This window comes from Streptomyces cirratus (assembly GCF_014650775.1).
GTDB classification, from domain to species: domain Bacteria; phylum Actinomycetota; class Actinomycetes; order Streptomycetales; family Streptomycetaceae; genus Streptomyces; species Streptomyces cirratus.
Genome location: NZ_BMVP01000012.1, coordinates 37978 through 64352 on the forward strand (window position 1 = coordinate 37978; position 26375 = coordinate 64352).

Genomic DNA, 26375 nt, shown 5'->3' on the forward strand with positions numbered 1-26375 from the left:
CGGCGCACCCCCTCGGGGGCAGGCTCAGGCCGCGCCCACGGCCTGGTCGAGTTCGGAGTCGAGGGCGAGGGCGGCGGTGATGAGGGCCAGGTGGGTGAATGCCTGGGGGAAGTTGCCCAGCTGTTCTCCGGTGAGTCCGACCTCTTCGGCGAAGAGCCCGACGTGGTTGGCGTAGGTGAGCATCTTGTCGAAGGAGTAGCGGGCCTGATGGACACGGCCGGCCTTGGCGAGGGCGTAGACGTGCAGGAAGGAGCACAGGGAGAAGGTGCCCTCGGAGCCCTGCAGACCATCGGGAGAGGCAGCGGGGTCGTAGCGGTAGACGAGGCTGTCGGAGACGAGTTCGGTCTCCATGGCGTCGAGGGTGGACAACCAGCGCGGATCCTTGGGGGTGATGAAGCCGACCAGTGGCATGAGCAGCAAGGAGGCGTCCAGGACGGTGTTGTCGTACTCCTGGACGAAGGCCTGGCGCTCTTCGCTCCAGCCGAGGGTCATGACCTGGTTGAGGATCGCATCCCGCGCCGCCGTCCAGCGGGCCAGGTCGCCGGGGCGGGCGGTGGCCACGGCCTGGCGGATGCCGCGGTCCAGGGCGACCCAGCACATGAGGCGGCTGTACGTGAAGTCCTTCTGGCCGCCGCGGGTTTCCCAGATGCCCTCGTCGGGGCGGTCCCAGTTGTCGCACAGCCAGTCCAGCAGGGCGACGCAGCGCAGCCAGTCGTCGTAGCCGATGACGTTGCTGACCTGGCCGGCCTGGGCAAGGGCGTAGACGGCCTCGCCGTAGATGTCCATCTGGAGCTGATCCGCGGCGCCGTTGCCCGAACGTACCGGGCGGGAACCGCGCCACCCTTCCAAGTGGTCGAGGGTCTCCTCGGTCAGGTACGGGTCGCCGTCGACGCGGTACATGATCTGCAGGGGTTCGCCGTTGGGAGCGCCGCCGTCCCGCAGCCGCCGGAGCAGCCAGCTGCGGAAGGCGTTGGCCTCGTCGGTGAATCCGAGTGCGCGCATGGCGCGGACCGAGAGGGAGGCGTCGCGGACCCAGGTGTAGCGGTAGTCCCAGTTCCGCTCCCCGCCCTCCTGTTCGGGCAGGCCCATGGTGGCGGCGGCGATCGGCGCGCCGGTCGGTGCGTACGTCATCAGCTTGATGGTGATCGCGGAGCGGTTGACCATCTGCTGCCAGCGGCCGCGGTAGGTGGAGCGCGAGATCCAGGCGTGCCAGAAGTCGCGGACGTCGTTGAACTCCTCCGTCGTGTCCTGCACGTTCGCCGCCGGTGGGGGCGCCCCGTCGGCGTCGCAGACGGTCAGGAGGACGGCCGCGCGTTCGCCCTCGGCCAGGGTCACGCTCGCGCGCACGTCCGCCCCGTCGGCCTCCAGGTCGACCGGCCCCAGGGCTTGCAGGTACGCGGTGATGCCGGGGCCGTCGAAGCGGGCGGTGACGCCGTCGAACGCCAGGTCGTGCCGTGCCCTCCCGTAGTCGAAGCGCGGGCGGCACGCCAGGCTGAAGCGCGCGGTCCCGCGCACGCCCCGCATGACCCGTACCACCTGGTGCCGGTCGGTGACGGTGTGCGGATCGCGCACGGGCATGAAGTCGATGACCTCGCCGACGCCTTCGGGGCTGAGGAAACGGGTCACCAGGACGGCGGTGTCGGCCAGGTAGAGCTGGTGGCTGACGGCCTCGGCGTTGCCCGCCGGCCCGTCGTCGGAGACCGCGGACGCGTCGGCGGTGATGGCGAAGTAGCCGCCCCGGCTGTCGTCGAGCAGGCTGGCGAAGATGCTGGGCGCGTCGAAGCGGGGTGAGCAGAACCAGTCGAGCACGCCCTCGGAGGAGACGAGGGCACACGTCTGCAGGTCCCCGATCAGACCGTGCTCTGCGATGGGCGGGTAGGGGAGCATCGGCCTCACCTTCCTGTGAGTCCCGGTCCGGCCCGGTATCAGGAACTGAGGATCTTGGCCTTGGCCTGCTCGTACTCGGCCGGCGTGAGGTCGCCGCGGTTCTTGAGCTCGGCGATCTTCGCCAGCTCATCGGCGTGACTGGGTCCGGCGCTTTCGCGTACGTAGGAGCGGAAGGCCTGCTCCTGCTGCTGGGCCCGGCTGAACTCGCGCTCGCCCATCCCGCGGCCGCGGGCGATCAGGTAGACGAAGACGCCCAGGAACGGCAGCAGGATGACCAGGACCGTCCATCCCGCCTTGCCCCAGCCGCTCAGCGCGTCGTCGCGGAAGATGTCGGCGATGACGCGGAAGAGCAGCATGAACCAGAGCACCCAGAGGAAGATGAGCAGCATGGTCCAGAAGAAGTTCAGCAGGGGATAGTCGTAGGACTCAGCCAGGTCGATCAGTGCGTTCTGCATGGCCAGGTCTCCTGTGGTCGGGTCGGCCGGGTCGGCCGGTCGGGTCGGTCGCTCGGGTCGGTCAGGCGGGCACCGGGGCGAAGGTGTACATCTCGTCGGCGCCCGGCTGCACGACGCCGTAGCTGCTTTCCGGTACCTCGTTCCAGGCGCCGGGCAGATCGCCGAGGGGTTCGGACACGATGAGGCGGGTCTCGTCGGAGATCTCCCGCAGGAACGTCACGTCCGGGTGCAGCCTGCGCAGCGAGTCCACCTTGCTGCTGTAGAAGAGCGAGCGGGAGGCGTGCGCGCTGGAGTAGCGGAAGGCCCATACGCGTTCGCCGTCGGTCATGGCGAGCGTCATCTGGAGCGGGAACTCCACGCCGTGCTCGTGCCCGACGCGTTCCACCACTCCCGCCATCGTGGCGATGGCGGTCGGCGGGTCCTGTTCCAGGCCGTACGTGAGGGCCAGGTAGAACATCACCTCGGAGTCCGTCGTCCCGTCGATGTCGGCGTAGAGGGCCGGATCGACGAGCAGGGTGAGGTCCCGGCGCATCAGGTGGAAGCCGGAGATCGCTCCGTTGTGCATGAACATCCAGCGGCCGTGCCGGAAGGGATGGCAGTTCGACTGCTGCACCGCCGTCCCGGTCGACGCCCGGATGTGCGCGAAGAACAGCGGTGAGCGAACGTGGTCCGCCATCTCCCTCAGGTTGCGGTTGTTCCAGGCGGGACCCACGTCCCTGAGGAGCGCCGGAGATTCGATCTCGTCCGTGTACCAGCCGATGCCGAACCCGTCGCCGTTCGTCGTCTCCACTCCGAGCTTGGAGTGCAGGCTCTGGTCGATCAGCGAGTGAGCCGGTCTGTACAGGATGGTGTCGAGCAGCATGGGCGTACCCGAGTACGCGAGCCATCGGCACATGGGGCATCACCTGCGTCTCTACGGCACTGCGGGAAACGAACCGCCGTCCCACGCGCCCCCGCGATGGACTGCCGTGCTGTCCCACCGCGCTGCGGTCGACGTCATGTGGATCTTTTCCGGCCATCTCATTGTCGGGTCCCTCCTCCGGGAGCGCCACGCGGAGCGCCGGCCCCGCCACCGAGCCGGCCACCGGCCGCCAGCAGCGCGAGTACGGCCAGCACCGCCAGCAGGATGAGCACCAGCAGCAGGACGGTGAGCACCGTCGGGTGGTTCCACAGGGCGAACACCAGCGCGAGGACGAGCAGCACACCGGCGGTGAGCCAGCGCCGGTGGTCCTGGACCCAGGTCCCGACGCGCCCGGTGTGCACTCCGTGGTCCGCTCCCCAGCCCGCGGCGGAGTCGGCCGCGCGCTCCGCCGTACCGCGCACGCCGCGCGGCAGCCGGCCGGCTCCGGACAGGTAGGCGCCGAGGGCGACGACGATCCCGAGGACGATCGCGGTGCGGATGCTGACCCTCAGGAACCGCACGAGCGTGTCGAAGATGGCCGCGGCCGCCGAGGGCGACTGGACCTGCTCCGGGAGGTGGTCGAGGTAGTAACGGCGGGCGATGACCAGACCGATGGCCAGGACGAGGCAGGCGGCGGCCGCGCACAGCATGGCGGTCACCAGAGCCCGGCGCCGGCGCCGGGCGAGCAGGACTCCGGCCACCCCGAGGAGCACGGTGAGCACGGGCAGCCAGTTGCCGAGGACGTCGAGGAGATGGACCAGGCTCCTGATCTTCGCCAGTTTGTCGGACTGGAAGAGCACCATCTGCTTGTCGACCTCGGGAATCTTCTCGGCCGGGGAGATACCGGCCTTCACGAGGTCCTCCTTGACCTTGTCCACGGCCTCGCCGATGTTCAGGGTGACGGTGCCGCTCTGGACCTCCAGCGCGCCTCGGCCTTCACCGGTGAGCGCGTGGCCCACCGCGTTGTGGGCGGCCCGGTTGGCGGTGGTCCAGATCTTCTCGAACCGGTCGCCCTCGACGAACCGGGTCGCCACCTTGGAGACGGCCGCGTCGGCGGCGGAGTCCAGCTGGGGGCCCAAGGCCTTGACGGCATTGCCGACACGGGGCGGCAGCCCCTGCGATTCGAGCCACTTCGCCAGGTCGGAGGTGACCTCGGCGCCGTCGACTCGGACGTCGGCCGCCTCGGTGATGCGGTGGACGGCGGCGGCCTGGACGTCCGGGTCCGAGGCGAGCGGGGCGACCGTGGAGACGTACCGGTCGGTGTCCAGCACGATGTCGTGGACCCACACGGTGAGCAGCGAAAGCGGGACGAGGATGCACGTGAGCGTGATCAAGACGGCCGAAACGGTGCTCGCCGCGATCCGCCGGGAACGCGAGGGCCGCCGCCCCGCAGCGGGCGCCTCAGCGGGCGGCTCGGACGGCAGACTCATAGCACTCCCTCGGGACGACTGAGGTGAAAGGCCGCTTCCCGGTCATTCGACACGTCGCACCGCTGGTCCGCGCGTTGAGTTGGGCTCATCGTGTGAGGCGGGTGCGGCCGGTGAGGCGTGTGCGGCGTGTGAGCGGGGCGCGGAATGCGAGGTGTGTCTCCTCCGGCCGGCCGTCGTGGCGCTCCTCGTCGCCGCCGCGGTGGCGGCACGCGTTGTGCAGGCCCGGAGCGACGCCATGCGCCCGGCGCCGCCCGCTCGCCGCCGCCGGTACCTTCGCGGAATCGCCGTGACAAGGCCTCGGCCAGGCGCTGCTTGCGCCGGCTGGTGACCACCACCAGGCGGGTGCCGGGGTGATGGTCACCGACGAACTCCTCCTACCGGGCTGCGACGTGAGGTGATGCCCTCGGTGGAGCACCGCTCCCCCAGAGGGATCGACAACCGGGCGCAGCCCAGGCGGGGCGCATCCCACCGCCATCGCACGACTCGGAGGGCGACCTCGTCCGGACGAGCAGACGATGAGAGGCAGGGACCTTCTCGTGGCAACGGCGAGACGGGCCGTCCTGCGGTCCGGAGGTCGTGGTCGTGGAACACGGGACGGGTGCCGCGACGACGGACGAAGAGCGGACCCCGGCCGGGCACCGGACGCCCGTCAGGAGGCAGCCTTGCGCCCTGCCGCGGCGGGCCCCATCGTCAGCGCCAGGCGCCACACCCGGCGCCAGTCCATCGGCGGCGCGGCACGCGGCACGCCGGGCCTGTTCCGGGGCACCCACACGCGCAGGGCGCGGGGCTCGAGGCGGCAGCGCACCGGAGTGGGCAGCAACAGGGCCTCGCCGTCGACACCGACCGGGATGACGGGGACGTCGGCGTGGACGACGACCTCCCGGCCGGTGGCCTCGGTCAGCCCGCGGCCCTGCCCGTTCTGCAGCAGGAGTTCGGTCGCCTCGGCCGCGTTGGCGACGTGGACGCACAGCACCCCCAGCGTGCCGGAGTCCAGCCGCTCCCGGCGCCCGAGGCCCGCCGGGTCGCCCCTGTGGTAGGGATTGTTGCTCACCAGGACGGCCTGGGGGCCCTCCACGGCCAGCGGACCGGCACGCACGCCGAGCAGGGCGCCGGTGTTGTGCGCCAGCAGGTCCGGCAGCATCTCCAGGATGGTGCGGGCCTTGTCGTCGCGGTAGGCGGGACTCTGCACGACTTCCGCATACACGCCGAACGAGGCGTTGTTGATGAAGACGCGCCCCGGGTTGCCGTCCCCCGGCTCCCCGGTGTGGAGGTAGCCGATGTCGATGCGCTGTTCGACGCCGTCGGTCAGTGCCTCCAGACAGGTGGACGGGTCCTGCCGGTCCAGGCCCAGGTCCATGGCGAAGTGGTTGCGGGTGCCGGCGCTGATCACCATGAAGGGGATGTCGTGTTCCGCGGCCACGCCGGCGACGAGGGCCTGCGTACCGTCACCTCCCGCGACGCCGAGCAGGTCGGCCCCGCGCCTGACGGCCTGCCTCGCCAGCTCTTCCACGTCCTGGTGGCTCTCCGGATCCAGTACGACGACCTCGGCGCCCAGCGCCTCGGCCTGCTCCGTCAGCCGGAACTTCTCGACCTTGCCGCCGCCCGAACGCGGATTCATGATCAGGAACGGGTGCCCGGCCCGGCCCGCGGAGCGCTCGGGCATGCCCTGCGGGCGGTCTTCCACCAGCGCGGCCCGGCCCAGCCAGACGGCAAGCATCCACAGGGCGAGGGAGACCAGCACGGCCCACATCAGCCCGACGGCCGCGTACAGGATCAAGACGGTGGTCGGCGCGGCGACCATGAGCAGCACGGCGGCCGCCCTGATCCAGCCGGTGTGGGTGAGCATCCACCACGCGGCCGCCACGGCGACGACCAGCCCCGCCCATCCCACGGCCATGAGCAGGAGGCTGCGGAGCCCGCCGAAGAGCACCAGGACGAGGACGGCCGCTGCGCCCGCCGCCACGGCGAGACGCGCGGCCCAGCGCGTGCTCATGGGGCGACCTCCCACCGCTTCACGCAGGCGTCCACTTCAGGGTACGAGCGGCCACCCTGCCCGGCATGTCCCTCGTCGGCGCCCAGGCCCGACCCGGATGGCAGGACCGGCCGGACCTTGGGACGATCCCCCTGGAGGCGGGCCGTGCTCGGTGACCCGCCGGGGTCCGCGTCGTCCGAGTCGTCCCGCCGCCCGAGCGGTCCCCCGGCTGATCTGCCGGATCAGCGCGGCGGCGCGTGGTGCGTACAGCACGACGGGCGAAGGAGGCGACCGTCTCAAGGCCCACGTGCTCGCTGCCGAAGCAGCGGTAGCGGAGCAGGTCGATGGCGTCCCGGTGGTCGGGCTTCAGTCATTCAGTGCGGGGATGACGTCCGAGCCGTAGGAGTCGACAGTTGCTTCGCGGGCGTCGTGCATGTCGTAGAGGGCGAACTGGTCGACCCCGAGGCCCCTCAGGGCGCGGAGCTTCTCGATGTGGGCCCCGGCCGGGCCCAGGAGGCAGAAGCGGTCGACGATCTCGTCGGGGACGAAGTCGGTGGACGGGTTCCCGGCCCGGCCGTGGTGGCTGTAGTCGTAGCCCTGGCGGGACTTGACGTACTCGGTCAGCTCTTCGGGAACCACCGAGGAGTGCTCGCCGTACCGGGAGACGAGGTCGGCCACGTGGTTGCCGACCATCCCGCCGAACCACCGGCACTGGTCGCGTGCGTGGGCCAGGGCCTGCGGCGAGTCGTCGGCCGTGACGTACGCCGGGGCCGCCACACAGATGGTGATCGAGTCGGGATCGCGGCCGGCCTCTACAGCAGCCCGACGGACCGCCTTGACCATCCACTCGGTGAGGTAGAGGTCGGCGAGCTGCAGGATGAACCCGTCCGCCTTCTGCCCCGCCAAGGCCAGGGCCTTCGGCCCGTAGGCCGCCATCCACACGGGCAGTTTCCCGTCCCGGATCCACGGGATCCGCAGCGGCTTCCCGTCAACCTCGGCTTCACGCCCCTCTGCGAGGTCACGGATCACGTCGATGGCCTCGCCGAGCCGGGCGAGCGTGTTGGGCGCGCGCCCGGCGACCCGCATCGCCGAGTCCCCGCGGCCGATCCCACACACCGTCCGGTTGCCGTACATGTCGTTCAGCGTCGCGAATGTGGAGGCGGTCACCTCCCAGGTGCGGGTGCCCGGGTTCGTAACCATCGGACCCACGTGCATCCGCTGCGTGTTGGCCAGGATCTGGCTGTAGATGACGAACGGCTCCTGCCACAGCACGGCGGAGTCGAAGGTCCAGCCGTAGCGGAAGCCATTGCGCTCCGCGCGTTTCATGAGACTCACGACCTGGGAGGCCGGCGGGTCGGTTTGCAGGACGAGGCCGAAGTCCATGCATGGCTCCTTGCTGCTGCGTGCGGGCTTACGGCTTACGGCTTACGGCTTACAGGTACTGGCAGGTGGAGCGGGGGATGAAGGCCCCGTGTCCGGCGTGGCCGGTGTATTCGCGCCGGTCGATGACGAGTTCGCCGCGCGAGAGGACCGTGTCGACGCGTCCGGTGATCCGCCTGCCCTCGTACGCCGAGTAGTCCACGTTCATGTGGTGCGTCTCGGCGGAGATGACCTGCTCGGCGTGCGGATCGTAGAGGACGATGTCGGCGTCGCTGCCCGGCGCGATGGTGCCCTTCTGCGGATAGAGGCCGAACATCCGGGCCGGGGTCGCGCAGGCGATCTCGATCCAGCGGCGGCGGGTGATGTGTCCGTCGAGGACGGCCTGGTGGAGGAGGTCCATGCGGTTCTCCACGCCCGGCAGCCCGTTGGGGATCTTCGAGAAGTCCCCGCGGCCGAGCTCCTTCTGACCGCGGAAGCAGAACGGGCAGTGGTCGGTGGAGACCACCTGGAGGTCGTTGGTGCGCAGGCCCCGCCACAGCGCCGCCTGGTGCTCGCGCGGCCGCAGCGGGGTGGAGCAGACGTACTTGGCGCCCTGGAAATCGGGCTCCTCCAGGTTGTCCGTGGACAGGAACAGGTACTGCGGGCAGGTCTCCCCGAACACCGGGAGCCCCTTGTCGCGGGCGGCGGCCAGCTCCGCGACCGCCTCCTCGGCCGAGACGTGGACGACGTAGAGCGGGGAGCCGGCCACCCGGGCGAGCTGGATCGCCCGGTGCGTGGCCTCCGCCTCCAGGAGCACCTTGCGGACCTCGCCGTGATGACGGGGATCCGTCTCGCCGCGGGCCAGGGCCTGTTCGACGAGCACGTCGATCGCGATGCCGTTCTCCGCGTGCATCATGATCAGCCCGCCGTTACCCGACGCCCGCTGCATCGCCCGCAGGATCTGGCCGTCATCCGAATAGAAGACTCCCGGATATGCCATGAACAATTTGAACGAACTTACGCCTTCTTCGACGAGTCCGTCCATTTCCTTGAGGGAGTGTTCATTGACGTCGGACACGATCATGTGGAATGCGTAGTCGATCGCGCATTTGCCGTCGGCCTTCGCGTACCAGGTGTCCAAGCCCTGCCGGAGGGAGTGCCCGGGTGTCTGCACCGCGAAGTCCACGATCGTCGTCGTCCCGCCCCAGGCTGCGGCTCGGGTCCCGGTCTCGAACGTGTCCGACGCGAAGGTGCCACCAAATGGCAGCTCCATATGCGTGTGCGCATCGACCCCGCCCGGGATCACATACTTTCGCGAGGCGTCAATCACCCGGTCAGCGGTCCACTGCTGGCTGCCCGCCGTCGCCATCGCCACGACACGGCCGTCCTCGATCAGAACATCCGCGCGCAACTCGTCGGAAGCCGTAATTACAAGGCCGCCGGTAATGATGGTTCTAGTCATGCCCGAGGAATCCCTTCGCCTTGCTGTTCCAAACCAGGAAGGGCGCCGACCGGAACACCACAAGCAATGCGGCGGTCCGGTCGACGCACAAGCTAGCGCAGGCTCCGCAGGGCCTGTTCGAGGATCTCGGCGCCCTCTTCCGCCTCCGCGACGGTGAGGGAGAGCGGCGGCGCGATGCGCAGCACGCTGGTGTTGTATCCGCCGCCCTTGCCGAGCAGCAGGCCGCCGGCGCGCGCGGCCTCCAGTACGGCGGCGGCCGCTTCGGGGTCGGCCGTGTCGGTGCCCGGCTTCGTCAGCTCCAGTCCGGCCATCAGGCCCCGGCCCCGTACCTCCCGTACGGCGGGCACGGCGGCGGAGATGGCCCGCAGCCGCTCCAGGAGCATGCCGCCGACGCGGCGGGCGTTGCCCTGGAGGTCGTGCTCCAGCAGGTAGGCGAGGTTGGCGACGCCTGCCGCCATGGTGACCGGGGAACCGCCGAAGGTGGAGATGGAGTTGGAGTCCAGGCAGTTCATCACTTCGGAGCGGGCCACGACCCCGCCGATGGACATGCCGTTGCCGATGCCCTTGGCGAAGGTGAGGATGTCCGGCGGGCCGTTCTGGGCGTGGGCCTGCCAGCCCCAGAAGTGCTCGCCGGTGCGGCCCCAGCCGGTCTGCACCTCGTCGCTGATCCAGAGGATGCCGTGCCGGTCGAGGACCTCGCGGAACTCGCCGTAGAGGCCGTCGGGCGGGGAGGTGAACCCGCCGACCCCCTGGAAGGGTTCGGCGATCAGCGCGGCCACCCCGCCCCGGGCCTGGCCCAGTACGTCTTCCAGGTCGGCGACGGCCGCGGCGGTGAACTCGGCGTCACCGAGGTGGGCGAAGGGGCCGCGGGTGCGGACCGCACCGTGGACGTAGAACGTCTGGAGCGGCGAGAGGCTGGTCGGGGACCAGCCGCGGTTGCCGGTGATGGAGACGGTGGAGAACGACCGGCCGTGGTAGCTGTTGCGCATCGCCAGGATCTGGTTGGAGCGGCGGTACGTGGTCGCGAGCAGCAGGGCGGTGTCGTTGGCCTCGGTGCCGGAGGTGGTGAAGAAGACCCGGGCGTCGGGGATGCCGGAGAGGGCGGCGACCCGTTCGGCCAGTTCGACCATCGGGCGGTTCAGGTAGAGGGTGGAGGAGTGGATGATCCGCCCGGCCTGTTCGGAGACGGCCTTGGTGACCTCGGGCAGGGCGTGGGCGGTCATCGTGGTGAGGATGCCGCCGAAGAAGTCGAGGTAGCGGTTGCCTTCGGCGTCCCAGACGTGGCGGCCCTCGCCGTGGGTGAGTTCGATGGGGCGCTCGTAGTAGAGCGTGAGCCAGTCCGGCAGGACTGCGCGGTGGCGGCTGTGCAGGGGAATCGGGTTGCTCACGGCTGTACCAGTCCTCCGTAGGCGTCGGGGCGGCGGTCGCGGTAGAAGGCCCACTGGTCGCGGACCTCCTTGATCAGGTCGAAGTCGAGGTCGCGGACGAGGAGTTCCTCCTCTTTGTCGCTCGCCGCCTCTCCCACGAACTGGCCGCGGGGGTCGACGAAGTAACTGCTGCCGTAGAAGTCGTTGTCGCCGTACTCCTCCTGGCCGATGCGGTTGATGGCTGCGATGAAGTACTCGTTCGCGACGGCCGCGGCGGGCTGTTCCAGTTGCCAGAGGTAGGCCGAGAGACCACGGTGGGTGGCGGACGGGTTGTAGACCAACTGGGCGCCCGCGAGCCCGAGTTGCCGCCAGCCTTCGGGGAAGTGGCGGTCGTAGCAGATGTAGACGCCGACGCGGCCGACCGCGGTGTCGAAGACGGGCCAGCCGAGGTTGCCCGGGCGGAAGTAGTACTTCTCCCAGAAGCCCTTGACCTGCGGGATGTGGTGCTTGCGGTACTTGCCGAGGTAGCTGCCGTCGGCGTCGATGACTGCGGCGGTGTTGTAGTAGAAGCCCTCGGACTCCCGCTCGAAGACCGGTACGACGATCACCATGCCGGTCTCGCGGGCCAGGTCCTGCATCCTGCGGACGGTGGGGCCGTCGGGGACGGCCTCGGCCCAGCGGTAGTGCTCGGGCTCCTGCACCTGGCAGAAGTAGGGGGCGTTGAAGACCTCCTGGAAACCGATGACCTTCGCGCCCTGGGCCGCCGCCCGGCGGGCGTGCTCCTCGTGTTTGGCGATCATCGATTCGGTGTCTCCGGTCCAGGTGGCCTGGACGAGCGCGGCACGGACGACTTGGGCCATGAGGTGCCTCCTCGCGACGGGAACGCCGACTTCTACGACTTCTACGCACGTAGACGGCATCCGTAGGGAGTAGAACGTAGGCCCCGTCACAGCGTGGGGCAAGAGCGCCGTGCGCTGTTGGAGTAGTCGATCACGTTACGTCGATACGCGATCGTTTGCGATCAGAAGGCGGGCGGTTCAGGGCAGCGGGATCCCCGCCACGCGGAGGGCGTGGGACAGGTCCCGGTGTTTGCCCCCGGCGAGGGCGGCGGCCGCGCGGAGCAGGCGGGGGGCGAACCACTGCGGGTCCCGCCGGGCGAGGGCGGCGGCCTCCTCCGCGGTGCGGAGCCGGACGAAGGCGGCGAGCAGCGCGTCGGCCTCCCGGTCGCGGCCGGCCGCGCCGAGAAGGAGGGCGGCCTCGGCGATCTCGGCGGTGGGGCGGGCGGCGCCCTGGCGCAGCAGCGCGTCGGAGTCGGCGTCGCGCCCGGCCTCGCCGAGGGCGGCCGCGGCGGCGGCGAGCCGGTCGGGCGGGAGCGAGGCCGCCTCCCAGAGCAGGGTGGCCCAGTCGGCGCCGAGCCCGGCGCGGCCCAGCTCGGCGGCGAACTCCGGGAGCAGCCCGGCGGGCCACCCGGCGGCCTCGCACAGCAACGCGTGCGCCTCGCCTCCGCGGCCCTGCGCGCGCAGCCCGACCAAACGCGCCACGGTCTGCGGCACCTCCGGCGGTGCGGCGGCGTCCCCGTCCATGGGCGGCGGGACGGGAACGCCGGGCTCCGCCCCGGGCCCCCCGCCCCGGGGTGGAGCCGCCGGATCGACGCCCAGCCAGGGCGAAACGGCCGGACGCCCTACGGTGGCCCCCGCGGCGTCGTGCCGGGACGGGGCCACCGGACGGTCGGCGGGAGCCTCCGGCGCAACCGCTGGGGCGGCATCGGACCGAGACGGCCCTGCCGAGTCGATGCCGGGCCGAGGCGCGGTCGCCCCCGGCGGGAGTGGCGGGCGGGTGTCGGGCCCGGGCGGGGCCGCCGAAGCCTCCGGCGGGAGTGGCGGGCGGGTGTCGGGCCCGGGCGGGGCGGAGTCGCGGGTCGCCTTGGCAGGGGCGAGGTGGGCGAAGCGGGCGCCGCGGGGGGCGGCCTCCGGGGCCTGCGGGGTTTCGACCGGCAGGGACGGCGGCCCTGCCTCGGCAGGCGCACCTGCGTACCGCGCGCCCCCGGTTCGGCGCCCGCCGCGCAGCCACCGCCCCTCGGCCCGCCCCACCGGCCCCGCACCCCGCCGCCTCGGCACACCGCCGAGCGGCACCCCCGTGCCCGGCACCGGCGGATCCGGCTCCGAGGGCGCCCCGTCCGACTCCACAACCGGCCCGGCGGCCCGGGCCTCCGGAAGCGCCCAGGACGGCTCATCCTCCGGAGCGGCCCACGCACCCGGTGCCTCCGGACCAGCCCCCGGATCGTCGTAGCCTGCCCCCGGCAACGGCCCGGGCGGCTGCCCCAGCGGACCGGCCCCCGGGTCCGCACCCCGGGGCCCCGGAACCAGCGCCATCGGCTCCCGCACCGAGCCGGTTCCCGAAGCGTCGTACCGGGCCCCCGGAAGCGCCCAGGACGCCTCATCCTCCGGAGCGGCCCACGCACCCGGTGCCTCCGGACCGGCCCCCGGGTCCGCACCCCGGGGCCCCGGCACCCCCGGGAGCGGCGGTCCGGACGGCGGTGGCGCCGGCGGGTCCGTGTCCCGGGCCGTCGACAGCGTCCGCAGGCGGGTCGTCAGGTCCTTCTGGCGGGCTCGGGCGCGGGACGTGTCGTCCTGGAGCCAGGACAGCTCCCGTGTCAGTTCGGCCGCCTGCGCCGGGTCCGTGGCCCGGTCCCGTAACCGTGTCATCCTCGCCAGGGCCGCCTCTGCCGCCGACCGCTGCTCCGCCGCCCGGGCCAGCATGTCCCGCAGCTCGCGCGCACCCCCCGGCGCCCGGTCCCACGCCGCGGCGGCCGCGTCCCGCAGCCGTGCCGCGTACTCCGCCTCCCCCGCCACCGCCCCCGCATCCCGCAGCAGGGACGCCAGCACGTCCCAGGGGGGTATCGCGGCGCCGTCCAGGCAGGCCCGCATCCCCTCCGGGTCCCGCCGCAGGAACTCCCCGTACCATCCCGCCCCGGGATCCAGTCTCCGCGTCAACCCACGTAAGTATTCCGCGAGTTGCCCGATCAGCAGCGAGGTCGCCGTCTCCATCCCCGCATTGGACCCCACCCGTGTTACGGGCGGGCTACGGGAATCTCAAAGCTTGACGGCGATCCCGGTGTGCGGCCGCTTGCCCCGCCGCGCCAACGCGGCCGGCAGGTCCACCACCCAGAACTGCCACGTGTACTTGCGCGACATCAGCTGCCGCACCCGCCGCAGCCCCGTCTCGTCCAGCAGCCGCGCCTGCCCCTCGACCGCGACCGCACCCTCCGGCACCCGCCCGCGCACATCGCAGGCGGACACGGTGACCTTGCCGTTGTTGCGGATCCGCTTGACCTTCCACGAATCGCTGCGGGTCCACACGTACAGCTCGCCCCCGTCGGCCACCGCCCAGACGGGAGTGGCGACGGGGGTGCCGTCCTTGCGGAAGGTGGTCAGGCTGACGTACTTGCCCCGGCCGAGCTCCTCGAGAGTCATCCCCCGACACTACGCCCGCGTCCTCTGTGGAGCTGGGTCGTTGGGCTCGGTTATGGGGCGGGGTATGTGGAGTTGGATTGTTCCGGATGGGTTGTGGGAGATCGCGGAGCCGCTGATCCCGCCGTCGAGGGTGCGGCCGCAGGGTGGCGGGACGCAGGACACGCCTGAGGAGACGCTCGCGGCGATCATCTATGTGCTGGCCAGCGGTTGTGCCTGGCGGGCGTTGCCGCCGTGCTTCGGGATATCGAAGTCGACCGCGCATCGCCGGTTCCTGATCTTGTCGCGGGCGGGTGTGTGGGGCCGGCTACACGAAGAGATCCTGCACCGCCTGGACGACGCCGGTCTGCTCGACCTCTCCCGAGCGGCAGGTCCGAGCCCTGCACGCCGACAAGGCCTCGGACATCCCCCACCTGCGGAAATGGCTATGGGGCAAGCACATCGGTGTCCGTATCGCCCGCAAGGGAGTCGAGTCCAGCGAACGGTCAGGGCGCCGACGATGGGTTATTGAGCGGACCATGTCCTGGCTGACCGGTTACCGCAGACTGAACCACCGCTACGAACGGCACCGAGCGGCCATCAGTGAGCGCTATGCGCCGCCCGGTCGGGCACAGAACAGGCATGCCGCCTCGTTGACGCGCATCCTGGATGTATGTCCATGCGCGACCAGAGGCTCTGCCCATAAGCCAGTCCTCTGACAGCAACGCAGGGCGCAGAAGGGAGTCGGCCGTGGCAGGGATACCCTCGGATGCCTGGAAGATGGAACTCGACCGCTCACGTGACCCCAAGCGCGAACCCGGGCCGATCAACCTGCAGCGGTACGCCTTCGTCCCCACCTACGCCGGCATCGCCACGTTCTTCGGGGTGCCGCTGTGCCTCAACCAGGACGACCTGCGCGCCGGCGACGTCGACGTGGCGGTCCTCGGGGCGCCGGTGGACATGGGCCTGGGGCACCGGGGGACGGCCTACGGGCCACGTGCGCTTCGGGGCGACGAACGGATCCTGCCCAACGTTCCGCAAGGGCTGGTCAACCCCAGCACCCGCATCCGGCCGTTCGACGAGTTGACGGTGGTCGACTATGGAGACGCCGCGGTCGACCCATTCAGCATTGACAACTCCATGGAGCCGATCCGCGCACTGGTCCGTGAGGTCGCCGAGACCGGCGCGATTCCGGTCGTGCTTGGTGGGGACCACTCGATCCTGTGGCCGGATGCCGCGGCCCTGGCGGATGTGTACGGGCCCGGCAAGGTCGGAGTGGTCCACTTTGACGCACATCCGGACTGCCACAACGACATGTTCGGCCACCTGGTCACGCACGCCACACCGATTCGTCGGTTGATCGAGGATGAGCACGTCCCCGGGCGGAACTTCCTCCAGATCGGCCTGCGTAGCGCGATGGCACCCGATGACGAGCTGTTCGGCTGGATGCGCGAGCACGGGATGCGCACACACTTCATGGCCGAGATCGACCGACGCGGATTCGACGTCGTTCTCCAACAGGCCATCGACGAGGCGCTGGACGGGCCGGAGTACCTGTACGTATCGCTCGACATCGATGTGCTGGACCCGGCCTTCGCACCCGGTACCGGAGCCCCGGAGCCGCCAGGTCTGACCAACCGGGAGCTTCTACCCGCCTTGCGTCGGATCTGCCACGAGACGCCCGTGGTGGGAGTGGAGGTCGTCGAGGTCGTCCCGGACCTGGATCCCGGTTACACCACCACGATGAACGCCCGTCGGGCCATCTTCGAGGCGCTGACCGGTATTGCCATGCGCCGCAAGGGTCTGCCCGGAGCCGCCTATGTGGACCCGGCCGTCTTTGGACCGCCGCCTGTCCAACACGCGTAGCACCACCTGCGAAAGCGGCACACCGATCGGGTCCGCCTCGCCGGTCCTGACCTCATTCGATACCGAAGCAGGTCTTGATCCCGCCGAGCACGAGCTGGATCCCGATCGTGACGACGGAGAGGCCGCCGAACCGCGTCAGGATGGCGGTGCAGGTCGGGGAGCTGGAAGGGGTGGCCGCCGGGAACGAACTGGATGGCGGTGACGAACGGCGGCACGGCGGGGCTCCTGGTCGGCGCTGGCGGGTGGCGGGTGGTCTCGGCCGGAACGTCGGCCTTCGGGTCCTCGATGACGATCGTGGGGTCGGTATGGCCCGTCGCGGTCACCGCCGGCGGGCCGGGGCCGGTCAGTAACTCCGCTGTCACGCACGGGGCCCTAGCCGGGCGTGCCGAGGGAGGCGTCCGGGGAGCAGTAGGGGCAAGGGTCGACGCCGTCGGCCAGCATGCGGCGGCCCTGGTCGCGATGAGAGGTCGTTTTATTTGGTGAGGCGGCGGTGGCAGATGAGGGCGGCGGCTATGCCGACGAAGGCGAGGAAGTGTTCGGCCTTGCGCTCGTAGCGGCGGTGGAGTCGCCGGCAGCCGGCGAGCCAGGACACGGTCCGCTCGACGACCCATCGGTGGCGGCCAAGCCGCTGCGAGGACTCGAGCCCCTTGCGGGCGATGCGGTGGCGGATGCCGCGTCTGCGAAGCCATCGCCGCAGGTGGCCGTAGTCGTAGCCCTTGTCTGCGTGGAGCTTGCCAGGTCGCCGTCGACGCGGGGAGTCCCCCTTTTGCCGCCCGCAGGCTGACCGAGTCGATCGCACACCGGGACCAGTCCAACTCGCCGCGGGCACCGAGTTCGTCAAGGATGACGCGGTGGAGCCGGGCCCGGACACGGGCCCGGCTCCATTGGGCGAAGCGCCGGTAGACCGTCTGCCAGCTCGGCCCGAACACCGGCGGCAGCTGCCGCCACGTGCAGCCCGAGGTCGCCACGAAGACGATCGCGGCCAATGCCTCACGGTCACCCACCCGACGCCGGCCGCCCCCCCCCTGCGGACGTATCACCTCCGTCGGAGGCACCACCCGCCGGAACAACACCCACAACTCGTCCGGCACAAGCCGCTCAACCAGATCCGCCATGCACGGTTCAACGGACGATTGAGCCATAAGAATCGACGTCTAAGCCCTGCCGCGACGCCCCGGGCCCGGGTCAGACGGGACTGAGGGCACAGCGGCGCAGGACCTCGTCCAGGGACAGGCCGAGCGCCTCGGCGAGGGCGGCGACCGTGAAGAAGGCGGGGGTGGGGGCGCGGCCGGTCTCGATCTTGCGCAGCGTCTCGGCGGAAAGACCGGCGCAGGCGGCGACCTCGACCATGCTGCGCGTGCCGCGCACCTCGCGCAGCAGCGCGCCCAGCCGTTCACCGCGCTCGCGTTCTTCGGGGGTGAGAGGGGTACGGACCATCCCTCCACCTTACCCCGGCCCGCAATAACTATCCCGGTAAACTTATACCGGTATAGTTATTGGCGTGATTGAACTCAAGACGGACCAGGCCATCGACGACATGCGCACGACCGGGCGGGTGGTCGCACGCGCCCTCACGAAGGTGCGGGAGGCCGCCCGCGTCGGTGTCTCCCTGCTCGAACTCGACCGGGTGGCCCGCGAGGTGCTGCGGGACGCCGGCGCGACCTCCCCCTTCCTCGGCTACCGGCCCCGGTTCGCGCCGGTGCCCTTCCCCGCCGTCATCTGCGCCTCCGTCAACGACGCGATCGTGCACGGCGTCCCCGACGGCTACCGGCTGCGCGACGGCGACCTGGTCAGCATCGACTGCGGGGCGCAGCTGAACGGCTGGGCCGGGGACTCGGCCGTCAGCTTCACCGTCGGCCGGGCCCGCCCGGCCGACCTGCGGCTGATCGAGGCCGCCGAGGCCGCGCTGGCGGCCGGCATCGCCGCCGCGGTGCCGGGCAACAGGATCGGCGACATCGCCCACGCCATCGGTACGGTCTGCCGCGCCGCGGGTTTCGGCATCCCGGACGGGTTCGGCGGTCACGGCATCGGCCGCAGCATGCACGAGGATCCGGGCGTGCCCAACGAGGGCCCGGCGGGGCGCGGCATGAAGCTGCGCCCCGGCCTGGTCCTGGCGATCGAGCCGATGGTCATCGCGGGCGGCACGGACGACTACCGGTGCGACGGGGACGGCTGGACCCTTCGAACCGTCGACGGCAGCCGCGCCGCGCACGCGGAGCACACGGTGGCGATCACCGCCGAGGGTCCGAGGATCCTCACCTTGCCGTGAGGCGGGGCCTACGGCTTCCCGTGCGGGTGCACGACCATCGCCGATCCGCCACCACGGCGGCTGGTCTCGGCCGCCGCCAGCCAGCGGCCGTCCGCGAGCCGCTGTACGCCGGTGGCGGCGCCGATCTCCGGGTTCTGCTTGAAGACGTGTCCCAGTGCCTCCAACTGGGCGCGGACCGGGCTGTTCCACAGGCCCGGCTCCAGCTCGGTGGCGCTCTGGTTGCGCTGGCTGGCTCGCGGCGCGGCGATCGCGTCGACCAGCGGCATGCCCCGGTCCAGGTGCCCGAGCAGGGTCTGGAGCACGGTGGTGATGATGGTGGCGCCACCCGGGGAGCCGACGGCGAGCACCGGGCGCCCGTTCTGCAGCACGATGGTCGGCGACATGGACGAACGCGGCCGCTTTCCGGGGCCGGGCAGGTTCGGGTCCGGTACGCCGGGCGCGGCGGGGGCGAAGGAGAAGTCGGTCAGCTCGTTGTTGAGCAGGAAGCCGCGGCCCGGCACGGTGATGGCGCTGCCGCCGGTGGACTCGATGGTCAGGGTGTAGGAGACCACGTTGCCCCAGCGGTCGGCGACCGTCAGGTGGGTGGTGTTCTCCCCTTCGTAGGTGGTGGGCGCCGCCGGGCCGGTGGTGGCGCACGGCGCCGGCTTCCGCGGGTCGCCGGGGGCGAGCGGGCTGGTCAGCGCCCGGTCCGGCGTGATCAGGCAGGCGCGGGTGTCGGCGTAGCGCTGGGAGAGCAGCTCGCGGGTGGGGACCTGCTCGGCGGCCGGGTCGCCGACCCAGCGGCCCCGGTCGGCGAAGGAGATCCGGGACGCCTCGATGTAGCGGTGCAGGTACTGGGCCTCGGAGAGCGCGCCGAGGTCGGTGCCCTCGAGAATGTTCAGCGCCTCGCCGACGGTGGTGCCGCCGGAGGAGGAGGGGGCCATGCTGTAGACGTCCAGGCCCCGGTATCCCACCTGAGTGGGAGCCTGCCGTTTGGTCTCGTAGGCCCGAAGGTCCGCGGTGGTCAGGTCGCCGGGACGGACGTTGCGGGTGGCGGCCGGATTCACGGGGGGCTTGCGTACGGCGCGGACGATGTCCTCGGCGAGCGGACCCCGGTAGAGGGCGCCGGTGCCCTTGCGGCCGAGTTCGGCGTACGTGGCCGCCAGGTCCGGGTTCTTGAAGGTGGAGCCGACCACCGGCAGCGCCCCGCCCGGCAGGAAGAGCTTCGCGGTGTCCGGGAAGTCCTTGAAGCGGTCCTGGTTGAGTTCGGTCTGCGCCCGGAAGGTGGCGTCGACGGTGAAGCCGTCCCGGGCCAGTTTCTCGGCGGGCTTCAACAGCTGGCCGAGCGGCCGGCTGCCCCAGGCGTCGAGCGCGCTCTTCCAGGTCGCCGGGGTGCCGGGGACCCCGACGCCGCGGCCGCTGGTCTGGCCCTCGGCGAAGGGGATGGGGACGCCGTTCTCCTGGAACAGGGTGCTGGTCGCGCTCGCCGGGGCGCTCTCTCGCCCGTCGATGGTCTGCACCCGGCGGGAGGCGGCGTCGTAGTAGACGAAGTAGCCGCCCCCGCCGACCCCGGCGGAGTACGGCTCGGTGACCCCGAGGGCGGCGGCCGTGGCGACCGCCGCGTCCACGGCGTTGCCGCCCGACCGGAGCACCGCGATGCCGGCCGCCGAGGCGTCGGCGTCGACGCTGGCGACGGCCCCGCCGTAGCCGACGGCGACCGGGACCTTCGCCGGGGCGGCGGGGGGCGCCGCGGAGGGCGGGGCAGCGGCTCCGGTGGACAACAGCGCCCCGGCGAGGGCGACGAGCGCGAACTGACGTGCGGCGGGACGACGCATCCGTACCTCCAGTCGACAGCCCGTCAGATCCCCTGTGACGGGCCCGGTCCGGCACTGTAGCTTCACCGCACCCCCCGCGTCAGGACCGCCCTGGGCGGGTTAACATCCGCGCCATGAACGACGACGTGCGCAACATCGTGCTGGGAGTGGTGGCCACCGCCATCAGCGGCGGATTCGGCTGGTTCTCCCGGACGTACCTGTGGCGCCGCAAGTTGCGCCGCAAGCAGGCCTTCTTCGGCCTGCCCACCGGCTCGGACTGCATGTTCGTGGTCAACCGGCAGATGGGCGGCACGGAGGGGTCGGTGCACCGCAACGACGCCTTCGCGCTGCTGGAGATATCCGCGCTGATCAAGGACTGCTCGGCGAACCTGCAGATCGTCTCCCACGACACGGTCCGCCAAGGCTTCGGCGAGCGCGCCGAGTTCTGCGTGGGAGGGCCCGTCTCCAACGCGCGTACGGCCGCGCACCTGGCGTCCATGCTGCCCGGGGTGCGGGTCGACCTCTCCACCGAGGCGGGTCCCGACCGGGGGGCGATCCAGGTCGGCGGGGAGACGTTCCGCTGGGACAAGGGCCAGGTGGACCACGTGCTGCTGGCCCGGCTGACGACCGGGCCGGGGACCCGGCCGGTGTTCCTGATCTCGGGACAGACCGCGATCAGCAACCAGGCGGGGGCCCGCTACCTGGCCCGCAACCACGAGGCGCTGGCCCGGAAGTACGGCGGCGACTCCTTCTGCGTGGTGCTGAAAGTGATCAACTCGGCTGCCTACGGCCCGGACGTGGCCGAGCTGCTGGCCGATGTCACGCGGGCGGCCCGGACACCCGCAGCGGCAGCCGCGTGATCCCGTTGATGAAGTTGGAGACCAGCCGCCTCGGCGGCGCCGCCAGTTCGGGAGCGGGCATGAGGTCGCGCCACTGCTCGTAGAGGGTGCGCAGCTGGAGCCGGGCGAAGTGGGCGCCGAGGCAGACGTGCGGGCCGTCGCCGAAGGAGACGTGCGGGTTGGGGTCGCGGCCGAGGTCGAGGCGGCCCGGGGCGGAGAACACCCGCTCGTCGTGGTTGGCGGAGGCGTGGAAGACCACCACCTTGTCGCCGGCGCGGATCGGCTGTCCGGCCAGTACGGTGTCGACGGCGGCGGTGCGGCGGAAGCTGAGCACCGGCGGGTGGACGCGCAGGAGTTCCTCCACGGCCCGCTCCACGGGCACTTCGCCGCGGGCCAGTCGCCGGTAGGCGTCGGGGGCGCCGGCCAGGGCGAGCAGGCCGCCGGGCGCGGCGCTGCGCACCGTGTCGTTGCCGGCGACGGTCAGCAGGAAGAAGAACATCTCCAGCTCGCCCGGGGCCAGTTCCGATGCGGCGAGGGCCGTCATCACGTCGTCGGCGGGGTGCGCCCGTTTGTACGCGGCCAGTTCTCGGGCGTAGTCGAACATCTCGACGAGCAGGGCCGGGGAGCGGGGGTTGAGCGGTTTCCCGTCGGGGCCGAGCTGCGGCGCGGGCGCGTCCTCGGGGTCCTGGTAGCCGATGATCCGTACGGTCCAGTCCAGCAGCAGCCCCCGGTCGGCCGCCGGGATGCCCAGCAGGTCGGTCAGGTTGAGCAGCGCGTACTCGTCGGTGACGGCGGTGACGAGGTCGGCGGCGCCGTCCACGGCCGCGTCGCGGGCCGCGCACAGCAGATTGCGGGCACGGTCGCACACGCGGTCGGCGAAGGCGTCGACCCGGGCAGGGGTGAAGGCGCGGGCGACGAGCCGGCGCAGCCGCCCGTGGTCGCCGGCGCTGCGGCGCGGGTCCTGGTTGAGCATGGTGCGCCGCAGGAACGGCAGATCGGCCGGGTCCGGGTCGCGGATCTGGGTGGCGCCCAGCCAGGAGGAGTACGTGGCGTGGTCGCGCAGGACCCGTACGGTGTCGGCGTGCCGGGTGACGGCCCAGAAGCCGGGGCCGGCGGGCCAGCCCAGGACCTCCGGTTCGGGCTGCCACGCCACCGGGTGCCGTTCGCGCAGGAGCCGGTAGCACTCGTGCGGGATGCCGGCGGCGTAGCGGCGGGGGTCGAAGACGTCGAGGCCGTCGGGGACGTCGGCGCCGGGCGCGGGGGCGTCGGTCATGGGGGCCACGGTGGCCCCGGCCCGCCCCTCCCCGCAAGGGGACGCCGCCGGCCGGGCCGGTCACGGGCCGGGCCGGGCCGGATCACCGGGGGGTGGGTCGCGATCGCCGGGGGCGGGTCCGCTGCACATCGGCCGGGGGTGGGCGAAATTCGGTGACTGGGCCGGCCTGCGACCGCCGGGCGTCGGCGCTCCCCCTCGAACCCGGCCGGCTCCCCCGTCGACGGGGTGCCCCGGCCGGGCCGGCGGCCCGGCGCGGGGAGCATTCGACCTCGGCACGAGGCCCCGGCTTTCGTTCCGGGCGGAAGCGGAGGATCGTGGTGAGTGACCCGTAGGCATCGCCACTGGGAGGCGCGTCATGCGCAAGGTCATGGACTGCAGGGAATACCCCAGCGAGATCGGGTGCACCCTGATGATCACTGGTGAGGAAGACGAAGTCATGGGGGCGGCCGTGCAGCACGCCGTCACCGTGCACGGCGAAGAGGACACTCCGGAGTTCCGTACCGCGCTGCGCGAGATGCTGAAGCCGGAGGTGCCCCAGCACGCCTGAGCCGGACGATGGTCAGCCCCTGCGACGCAGGCGCAGTGCCGCTGTCAGGGCGGTGATCTCCGTCAGGCGCAGCGGCGCGGCCAGCAGGAGGACGACGAGCACGAGGACGGCGGCCCCGGCGCCGGTGGCGGCGAACCGGCCGGCTCCCTCACAGGCGCGGGCGGCGCCGTACCCGGCTGCGGCTGCGGGCAGGCACGCGGCCAGCAGCCGCAGGTGGGTGCCGACGGCCGTGGCGTGGCGTCCGCTACGGCCCTGCGTGCGCGGGCCGAGCCGCCGGGCGAGGGCGTACGCGGTGACAGCGGCGCCCGCCGTGAAGGCGACCGAGGAGGCGGCGGCCATGCCGGTCACGATCCAGCGGACGGGCAGCAGTTCGTAGGCGGCGTAGGAGAGCCCGGCGTTCAGGGCGACGATGACCAGGTTCAGGAGGAACGGGGTCCGGGTGTCGGAGAGGGCGTAGAAGCCGCGCGAGAGGACGTACTGGGCGCAGAAGGCGATCAGGCCGGGGGCGAACGCGACGAGTATCCCCGCCATCACCTCGGCGTCCGCGGCCCTGACCTCGCCGTACTGGAAGACGCAAGCCGTCAGCCAGGGCGCGAGCGCCGCGAACAGCGCGGCGGCGGGCACGATGAGCGCGGCGCCGGTGCGCAGGGCGTAGGAGAGGTCGCGGCGGACGGCGCCGAGGTCGCCGGAGGCGGCGGCCGAACTCATCCGGGGCATCAGGGCAGTGACCAGGGAAACGGTGACGATGCCCTGGGGGACGATCCACAGCTGGTAGGCGTTGGTGTAGGCGACGTAGCCGACGCCGCCCGCCACCCCGTCGGCTTCGGCGAGTTTCCCGGCCGTGGTGGAGAGCCGGGTCACGACCCAGTAGGCGAACTGGTTGGAGAGGACCAGCAGGACCAGCCAGCCCGCGTTGCGCAGGGGGCGGGCGAGGCCGCTGCCGCGCCAGTCGAAGCGGGGGCGCCAGCGGAAGCCGGCGGAGCGCAGCGACGGGATCAGGGCGAGGGCCTGGACGACGATGCCCGCGGTGGTGCCGATCCCGAAGAGCCGGGTCTCGCCGGGGGTGAAGCCCTTGCCGCCGCTGTGCGAGAGGACGAGGAAGAGCCCGAACACGGCGATGATAACGAGGTTGTTGACGACCGGGGTCCACATCATCGCCCCGAACTTGCCCCGGGCGTTCAGGACTTGACCGAGCAGGGTGAACAGCCCGTAGAAGAGTATCTGCGGCAGGCAGAACCGGGCCAGGGCCACGGTGGAGTCCACCTCGGCCGGCGTGTAGGCGGCGGGGGTGTACGCGGAGATGATCACCGGGGCGGCCAGGACCGCTACGGCGGTCAGCGCGAGCAGCGCCGCGGTGCAGGCGGTGAGCAGCCGGTCGGTGTACGCGGCTCCGCCGTCGGGATGTTCGCGGGCGGCCCTGACCAGTTCGGGCACGAAGACGGCGTTGAGCGCCCCGCCGATCAGCAGCATGTAGATGATGTTGGGGACGGTGTTGGCCACGGCGTAGCTGTCGCCGCGGATCTGGGTGCCGAGGGCCGCGAGGACGACGGCGGAGCGGACGAAGCCGGTGGCCCTGGAGACGATCGAGCCGGCCGCCATCAGGGCGCCACTGCGCTGCACCGAGGTCTTGGGCGGTGCGGTCGCCGGGCGTTCGGTGAGCGGCACCGCCCCGGTCGTCGTCACCGGCTGCCCGTGTCGGTGTGTCGGCCCATCGGTGGTTCCCCCGCTCGTCGTCGATCGGGACCGAGGGTAACCCGCGCCCGCTGTTGACACGAAGTCAATCGTTACCCCTACGTAACTTACTCACGGGTTACCTTCGGTAAGCCGCTCCCGTTACCGTCGGCACACTTTGTCACCGGCGCACGCGAGGAGCATCGATGCCCCGCACCACCAGCACCGCAGCAGCCGTGGCGGCCCTGCTGGCCGCAGCCGCCCTGGGCCTGTCCCCCCACCAGGCCCAGGCCGCGGCCACGGACACGGCCGCCGCGGCCGGCTCCGCCGCCTCCCCCTCGTCGGAGCTGCGCTTCTACGACATCCCCGGCTCCGGCGGGATCACCCTCAAGGGCAACGTCTTCACCCCGGCCGACGCCCAGAGCGGCCGGACCTACCCGCTGATCGTGCTCCCCACCAGCTGGGGCCTGCCGCAGATCGAATACATCGCCCAGGCGAAGAAGCTCGCCGACTCCGGCTACGTGGTGGTCAGTTACACCTCCCGCGGCTTCTGGCTCTCCGGGGGCCGGATAGAGGTCGCGGGGCCGCCCGACGTCGCCGACGTCTCCGCCGTCATCGACTGGTCCCTGGCCCATACCCCCGCCGACGCGCAGCACGTCGGCCTGGGCGGGGTCTCGTACGGGGCCGGCATCAGCCTGCTGGCCTCCGCGCACGACCCGCGGATCAAGGCCGTCGTCGCGCTCAGCGGCTGGGCCGACATCGTCGACTCCATCTACTCTGGCCGCACCCAGCACCTCCAGGCCGCCGGGCTGCTCGGCGCCGCCGGCTACCTCACCGGCCGCCCCGGTCCCGAACTGCAGGGAATCCTGAGCGACTTCCTCGGCTCCCGGCTGGACCGGGAGCCGCAGATGATCGAATGGGGCAAGGCCCGCTCGGCGGCCTTCCAAGTCGACCGGATCAATGCGAACGGCCCCGCCGTCATGATGGGCAACGCCTGGGGCGACACCATCTTCCCGCCCAACCAGTACGCGGACTTCTTCGAGAAGCTGACCGGCCCCAAGCGCCTGGAGTTCCGTCCGGGCGATCACGCCACCGCCGAGGCCACCGGCCTGCTGGGACTGCCCAACGACACCTGGACCAACGCCCGGCGCTGGTTCGACCGTTACCTCAAGGGCGAGCGCAACGGCGTCGACACCGAGGCTCCCGTCCAGATCAAGTCCCGCAGCGACAACGGATACGAGGGCTACGCCGACTGGAAGTCGGTCGGCTCGGGCGGCTCCGAGAATCTCGCGCTCGCCGACAGCGAGCACGTCTGGGCGAACGTCGACTCCGGCGCCGACGGTGGGGTGGTCTTCCTCTCCAGCGTCCTCGACCAGCTCGCCAAGGCGCCCCCGGCCGCATCGATCCCGCTGCTCCCCCGCGCCTTCGCCGCCGTCTGGCAGTCGCAGCGCTACGACGCCGACCGGCGCGTGCGCGGCACCGTCGCACTGCACACCACCGTGACGCCCACCGCGGCGGACGGCACCTTCGTCGCGTACCTGTACGACGTCGGCCCCCTGGGCATCGGGAAGCTGATCACCAACGCCCCGTACAGCTTCCACGGGAAGACGCCCGGCGAGGCCTTCGGAGTGGACCTGGACCTCTTCTCCACCGCCTACGACGTGCCCGCGGGCCACCGGCTCGCCGTCGTCATCGACACGGTGGACCCGCTGTACATCGAACACAACCCGGCCGGCGCACAGCTGACCTTCTCCTCGCCGCGCACCGATCCCTCGTACGTCTCGGTGCCGTTGCGCGAGCAGTGATCCACGGCTGCTGCCGGCCGGGCCGGTTCC

The 26375-nt window shown here is 71.6% G+C and carries 21 protein-coding genes and 2 pseudogenes; 6 read left to right on the forward strand and 17 right to left on the reverse strand.

Annotation, left to right across the window (positions count from 1 at the left end; translation table 11 throughout):
- Positions 1 to 24 precede the first annotated feature (24 nt).
- The 11 genes from IE207_RS24755 to IE207_RS24805 form a co-directional block, all read right to left on the reverse strand.
- Complete coding sequence (locus IE207_RS24755; protein ID WP_190186503.1) at positions 25 to 1887, reverse strand: glycoside hydrolase family 15 protein; 1863 nt, start codon at positions 1885 to 1887, stop codon at positions 25 to 27.
- Positions 1888 to 1925: 38 nt separating this feature from the next.
- Positions 1926 to 2342, reverse strand: a complete 417-nt coding sequence (locus IE207_RS24760) for an SHOCT domain-containing protein (protein WP_190186504.1) — start codon at positions 2340 to 2342, stop codon at positions 1926 to 1928.
- A 61-nt stretch (positions 2343 to 2403) separates the two neighbouring features.
- The gene (locus IE207_RS24765; protein ID WP_190186505.1) at positions 2404 to 3237 is read right to left on the reverse strand and encodes a class II glutamine amidotransferase; all 834 of its coding nucleotides are present in this window, start codon (positions 3235 to 3237) and stop codon (positions 2404 to 2406) included.
- A 125-nt stretch (positions 3238 to 3362) separates the two neighbouring features.
- Positions 3363 to 4577 (reverse strand): hypothetical protein, encoded by a 1215-nt coding sequence (locus tag IE207_RS24770; RefSeq protein ID WP_229873946.1) that lies wholly within the window; start codon positions 4575 to 4577, stop codon positions 3363 to 3365.
- A 745-nt stretch (positions 4578 to 5322) separates the two neighbouring features.
- Complete coding sequence (locus tag IE207_RS24775) at positions 5323 to 6666, reverse strand: diacylglycerol/lipid kinase family protein (RefSeq protein WP_190186506.1); 1344 nt, start codon at positions 6664 to 6666, stop codon at positions 5323 to 5325.
- A gap of 345 nt (positions 6667 to 7011) precedes the next feature.
- The gene (locus tag IE207_RS24780; protein WP_190186507.1) at positions 7012 to 8028 is read right to left on the reverse strand and encodes a TIGR03842 family LLM class F420-dependent oxidoreductase; all 1017 of its coding nucleotides are present in this window, start codon (positions 8026 to 8028) and stop codon (positions 7012 to 7014) included.
- Between the two features lie 49 nt (positions 8029 to 8077).
- A complete protein-coding gene (gene hydA, locus IE207_RS24785; RefSeq protein WP_190186508.1) occupies positions 8078 to 9466 on the reverse strand; it encodes a dihydropyrimidinase in 1389 nt (462 codons plus the stop codon).
- A 92-nt stretch (positions 9467 to 9558) separates the two neighbouring features.
- Entirely contained in the window at positions 9559 to 10854 is a 1296-nt protein-coding gene (locus IE207_RS24790) for an aspartate aminotransferase family protein (RefSeq protein ID WP_229873947.1), read from the reverse strand.
- Positions 10851 to 11693, reverse strand: a complete 843-nt coding sequence (locus tag IE207_RS24795) for a nitrilase-related carbon-nitrogen hydrolase (RefSeq protein ID WP_190186509.1) — start codon at positions 11691 to 11693, stop codon at positions 10851 to 10853. Before IE207_RS24795 ends, IE207_RS24790 begins: the two co-directional genes overlap by 4 nt.
- A 177-nt stretch (positions 11694 to 11870) precedes the next feature.
- Positions 11871 to 12374 (reverse strand): hypothetical protein, encoded by a 504-nt coding sequence (locus IE207_RS24800; protein ID WP_190186510.1) that lies wholly within the window; start codon positions 12372 to 12374, stop codon positions 11871 to 11873.
- Between the two features lie 1551 nt (positions 12375 to 13925).
- The gene (locus IE207_RS24805) at positions 13926 to 14306 is read right to left on the reverse strand and encodes a PPOX class F420-dependent oxidoreductase (protein ID WP_190186511.1); all 381 of its coding nucleotides are present in this window, start codon (positions 14304 to 14306) and stop codon (positions 13926 to 13928) included.
- 52 nt (positions 14307 to 14358) lie between these two features.
- Between IE207_RS24805 and IE207_RS24810 the strand changes: the two are divergent.
- Positions 14359 to 14872: pseudogene (locus IE207_RS24810) on the forward strand (transposase); the annotation flags it as partial.
- Between the two features lie 160 nt (positions 14873 to 15032).
- Positions 15033 to 16148 carry an agmatinase family protein gene (locus tag IE207_RS24815; RefSeq protein ID WP_190186512.1) on the forward strand — a complete coding sequence of 372 codons (1116 nt, stop codon included), beginning with the start codon at positions 15033 to 15035 and terminating at the stop codon, positions 16146 to 16148.
- Between the two features lie 372 nt (positions 16149 to 16520).
- On the opposite strand, the gene IE207_RS34195 is transcribed toward IE207_RS24815, so the two are convergent.
- From IE207_RS34195 to IE207_RS24825, 3 genes and pseudogenes are all read right to left on the reverse strand, one after another.
- Complete coding sequence (locus IE207_RS34195; protein WP_373304766.1) at positions 16521 to 16589, reverse strand: hypothetical protein; 69 nt, start codon at positions 16587 to 16589, stop codon at positions 16521 to 16523.
- A 31-nt stretch (positions 16590 to 16620) separates the two neighbouring features.
- Positions 16621 to 17263: pseudogene (locus IE207_RS24820) on the reverse strand (transposase).
- 70 nt (positions 17264 to 17333) lie between these two features.
- Positions 17334 to 17585, reverse strand: a complete 252-nt coding sequence (locus IE207_RS24825) for a helix-turn-helix domain-containing protein (RefSeq protein WP_190186513.1) — start codon at positions 17583 to 17585, stop codon at positions 17334 to 17336.
- 64 nt (positions 17586 to 17649) lie between these two features.
- On the opposite strand from IE207_RS24825, the gene map reads away from it, so the two are divergent.
- Complete coding sequence (gene map, locus IE207_RS24830) at positions 17650 to 18417, forward strand: type I methionyl aminopeptidase (protein ID WP_190186514.1); 768 nt, start codon at positions 17650 to 17652, stop codon at positions 18415 to 18417.
- Positions 18418 to 18425: 8 nt separating this feature from the next.
- Here map and ggt read toward each other — a convergent pair whose 3' ends face one another.
- Positions 18426 to 20231, reverse strand: a complete 1806-nt coding sequence (gene ggt, locus IE207_RS24835; protein WP_190186515.1) for a gamma-glutamyltransferase — start codon at positions 20229 to 20231, stop codon at positions 18426 to 18428.
- 113 nt (positions 20232 to 20344) lie between these two features.
- Here ggt and IE207_RS24840 point away from each other — a divergent pair, with 113 nt between their 5' ends.
- Positions 20345 to 21070, forward strand: coding sequence for a hypothetical protein (locus IE207_RS24840; protein WP_190186516.1), 726 nt, complete (start codon positions 20345 to 20347; stop codon positions 21068 to 21070).
- Here IE207_RS24840 and IE207_RS24845 read toward each other — a convergent pair.
- The gene (locus IE207_RS24845; protein ID WP_190186517.1) at positions 21030 to 22322 is read right to left on the reverse strand and encodes a cytochrome P450; all 1293 of its coding nucleotides are present in this window, start codon (positions 22320 to 22322) and stop codon (positions 21030 to 21032) included. The genes IE207_RS24840 and IE207_RS24845 overlap by 41 nt on opposite strands.
- A gap of 355 nt (positions 22323 to 22677) precedes the next feature.
- On the opposite strand from IE207_RS24845, the gene IE207_RS24850 reads away from it, so the two are divergent.
- On the forward strand, positions 22678 to 22869 hold the full coding sequence (locus tag IE207_RS24850) for a DUF1059 domain-containing protein (RefSeq protein WP_190186518.1): 192 nt from the start codon (positions 22678 to 22680) through the stop codon (positions 22867 to 22869).
- 12 nt (positions 22870 to 22881) lie between these two features.
- On the opposite strand, the gene murJ is transcribed toward IE207_RS24850, so the two are convergent.
- The gene (gene murJ / locus IE207_RS24855; RefSeq protein ID WP_229873948.1) at positions 22882 to 24552 is read right to left on the reverse strand and encodes a murein biosynthesis integral membrane protein MurJ; all 1671 of its coding nucleotides are present in this window, start codon (positions 24550 to 24552) and stop codon (positions 22882 to 22884) included.
- Positions 24553 to 24746: 194 nt separating this feature from the next.
- On the opposite strand from murJ, the gene IE207_RS24860 reads away from it, so the two are divergent.
- The gene (locus tag IE207_RS24860; RefSeq protein ID WP_190186519.1) at positions 24747 to 26345 is read left to right on the forward strand and encodes a CocE/NonD family hydrolase; all 1599 of its coding nucleotides are present in this window, start codon (positions 24747 to 24749) and stop codon (positions 26343 to 26345) included.
- Positions 26346 to 26375 lie beyond the last annotated feature (30 nt).